This is a genomic window from Cryobacterium sp. MLB-32 (assembly GCF_000738085.1).
GTDB lineage: Bacteria > Actinomycetota > Actinomycetes > Actinomycetales > Microbacteriaceae > Cryobacterium.
This window is the reverse complement of record NZ_JPRS01000201.1, coordinates 1-2,853: the sequence shown is the minus strand read 5'-3', so window position 1 is coordinate 2,853 and position 2,853 is coordinate 1. Positions and strand designations below refer to the sequence as shown.

The window sequence follows — 2,853 nt, the reverse complement described above, 5'->3', positions numbered from 1 at the left end:
CGTACACCCTGACAAAGGAGTCTTCGTGATTGACCCGCAGCTCGGTTCCCCCAACGATTCACCGCTCACCCCCATGCGTTTCCTCCAGCGATCCGCAGAAGTATTCCCGAATAAGAATGCGATCGTCTACGGCAATCGCATCTACACCTACGCGGAGTATTCGGCGATCGCTCAGCGAATGGCCCGCGCCATCCGCGCCCGCATCAACCCGGGCGACCGCGTGATCTTCCTGGCACCGAATATTCCAGAGATGCTGATCGCGCACTTCGCGGTACCCCTCGCCGGCGGCGTGCTGGTTGCCCTCAACTCCCGGCTCGCCAAGCCCGAAATCGATTATGTGATCGCACATTCCGAGGCCACCCTGCTCTTCCTCGACGCCGAACTCGTGGCGACCGTCGGTTCCGCGTATGACGCGAGCCCCGCACTCAAGCACGTCGTGGAAATCGGCGACCCCGAGTTCGGCCTCGCGGAGAGCGGGCTGTCGTTCGGCCAACAGAGTCTGGATTCGTTCCTGGCGGAGGCGGACCGCATCGTTCCCGGCAGCTTCGACGACCGTCCGCTGCGCTGGGACGTGGACGACGAGCGCGAGGTGATCGCGATCAACTACACGTCGGGCACCACCGGCAAGCCCAAGGGTGTGATGTACACCCACCGCGGTGCGTACCTCAACTCCTTCGGCGAGATCTTCCACAACCAGTTCACGAGCGACTCGGTCTACCTGTGGACCCTCCCGATGTTCCACTGCAACGGCTGGTGCACGCCCTGGGCTGTGACCGGCGCCGGAGCCACCCACGTGTGCCTGAGGGCCGTTCGTGCCGAAGCGGTCTGGGGAGCGATCGACTCGCTCGGCGTCACCAACCTCTGCGGAGCCCCCACGGTGTGCGGCATCATCGCCAATGCAGCCGAGGCGCACGTGGTCGAGCGTCCACTCAGCATCACCACGGCCGGCGCGCCCCCGTCGCCCACGGTGATCGAGCAGCTGGACGCCCTCGGCATCAACGTCGTGCACGTCTACGGACTGACCGAGGTCTACGGACCGTACACGATCTGCGAATACCAGCACGAATGGGACGATCTGCCCAAGCACGAACGTGCGCAGAAGATCTCGCGCCAGGGCGTCGGCATGCTGCAGGCCGAGTCCGCCCGGATCGTCGACTCGAACATGGTCGACGTTCCCGCCGACGCCCGCACCATGGGCGAGATCGTGCTGCGCGGCAACAACGTGATGGCCGGGTATTACAAGGACTCGGCGGCCACGACGGATGCCTTCCGCGGCGGCTGGTTCCACACCGGAGACCTCGGAGTCATGCACCCCGACGGCTACATCGAACTCCGTGACCGCGCCAAGGACATCATCATCTCGGGCGGCGAGAACATCTCCACCATCGAGGTCGAAAACGCCATCCTCTCGCATCCGACCGTGCTCGACGTGGCCGTCGTCGGTATTCCGCACGCCAAGTGGGGCGAGCGCCCCAAGGCATACGTGGTGCTGCGTCCCGACGTCACGGTCACCGAAGTGGATCTGCTCACGCACACCCGCGTCCTGATTGCGAGCTTCAAGGTTCCGGACTACATCGACTTCGTCGAGGCGCTGCCACGCACCGCCACCGGCAAGATCATGAAGGTCGCGCTGCGCAAGCTCCAGGAGGAAGACGCCGCCGCCGAGGCAGCGGCCCCCCTCAGCACGACGGTCTAGTCACGCGGAACTCGGGCCGGCCAACAGCCGGGCCCGTGCGCAATCGGGCCTGCACGCAATCAGTCCCAGACACAATCAGGCGAGTGCAGGATCGGGCCCGTGAGCGATCACGGGCCCGATTCAGGCGGTGGCGGGACGAGCGGCCGGCACGTCAGTGAGCAAGCGCGTCTCCTGCGCAAGCGTGTCGAGATCGACGCAGGTGACGCTCTCCGCGGGCAGCGGTTCCCAGCCGGCGATGTCCAGTCCGCTCGAGGCGAAGACCACGGTGCCGTCCGCAAACCGACGCTGGCGCATCAGGTAGTACGCGGTGCGGTGGTCCTGAGGAAGGTCCTGCTCGCTCAACCCGCTGGCGTCGAAGAGGTCGTGCGGGGTGTCAGCGTCGGCGCTCGCGTGAATGGCGATGAGCTTCGTGGGCGAGAGGATCATCGCGTTCATGCTCATGTCAGGAAATAGCGGACGCAGCTCCCGCACGGTCAGACAGACCGCCTCGAACAGGTCGTGTCCCTCCGCCATCGTGGTGCGGATCACGGCAAGGTACCGTTCACTGTCGGTATCTCCCTGCATGGTGCGGAGCAGCTCGGGCGCGATGTGCTCGTCCATCGCAGAGCCAGGCTGGAGGGAGCCATTGTGGGCAAAGGCCAGGCCGTCGCGCACGAACGGATGCGTGTTCTCCGGCTGGCAGGACATGCCGTCGGTGGCCATACGCAGGTGAACGAGCTGGGCCCGGGACATCCGCTCGCTGAGCGCATCGGTGAGGCGGTCGTCGCCGGCTCCGCTCAGGGGGGATCGTTCCTTCTCCACGCCGCGTGAACCGGGGCCGTCGTCCAGAATCCAGGCACTGCCCCAGCCGTCTTTGTGCAGCTGGGTCATGTCCTGGAAGACCACGCTCTGATTTCCGCCGAGCACCGCCCGTGTCGTACGGGGGGTGGGTGAGGCGTAGGCCAGCAGCCGGCACATAAAAGGCCTTTCGTGATGGATCTGCCGAGATCGGACACCAGACCCATAAGCAGTACCATGTCAGATTACGTGACGCTCATCTCAATCGCGGTGCGACGTGCAGACAAACGGGAGATGATCAGCAACCCCGAGCTAAACTTCACAAGATGACGCCTAGTTCTGACATCACCGCACCCCCGAATCCTCGCGCGCCCGGCTTC

At 65.0% G+C, this 2,853-nt stretch carries 2 protein-coding genes; one reads left to right on the top strand and one right to left on the bottom strand.

Annotation, left to right across the window (positions count from 1 at the left end; genetic code table 11):
* Nucleotides 1-73 precede the first annotated feature (73 nt).
* The gene (locus JF66_RS15780) at nt 74-1,696 is read left to right on the top strand and encodes an AMP-binding protein (RefSeq protein ID WP_081882443.1); all 1,623 of its coding nucleotides are present in this window, start codon (nt 74-76) and stop codon (nt 1,694-1,696) included.
* Nucleotides 1,697-1,816: 120 nt separating this feature from the next.
* Here the strand turns inward: JF66_RS15780 and JF66_RS15775 are convergent, their stop codons facing one another.
* Nucleotides 1,817-2,653 carry a class II glutamine amidotransferase gene (locus JF66_RS15775; protein WP_035879527.1) on the bottom strand — a complete coding sequence of 279 codons (837 nt, stop codon included), beginning with the start codon at nt 2,651-2,653 and terminating at the stop codon, nt 1,817-1,819.
* Between the last annotated feature and the right edge of the window lie 200 nt (nt 2,654-2,853).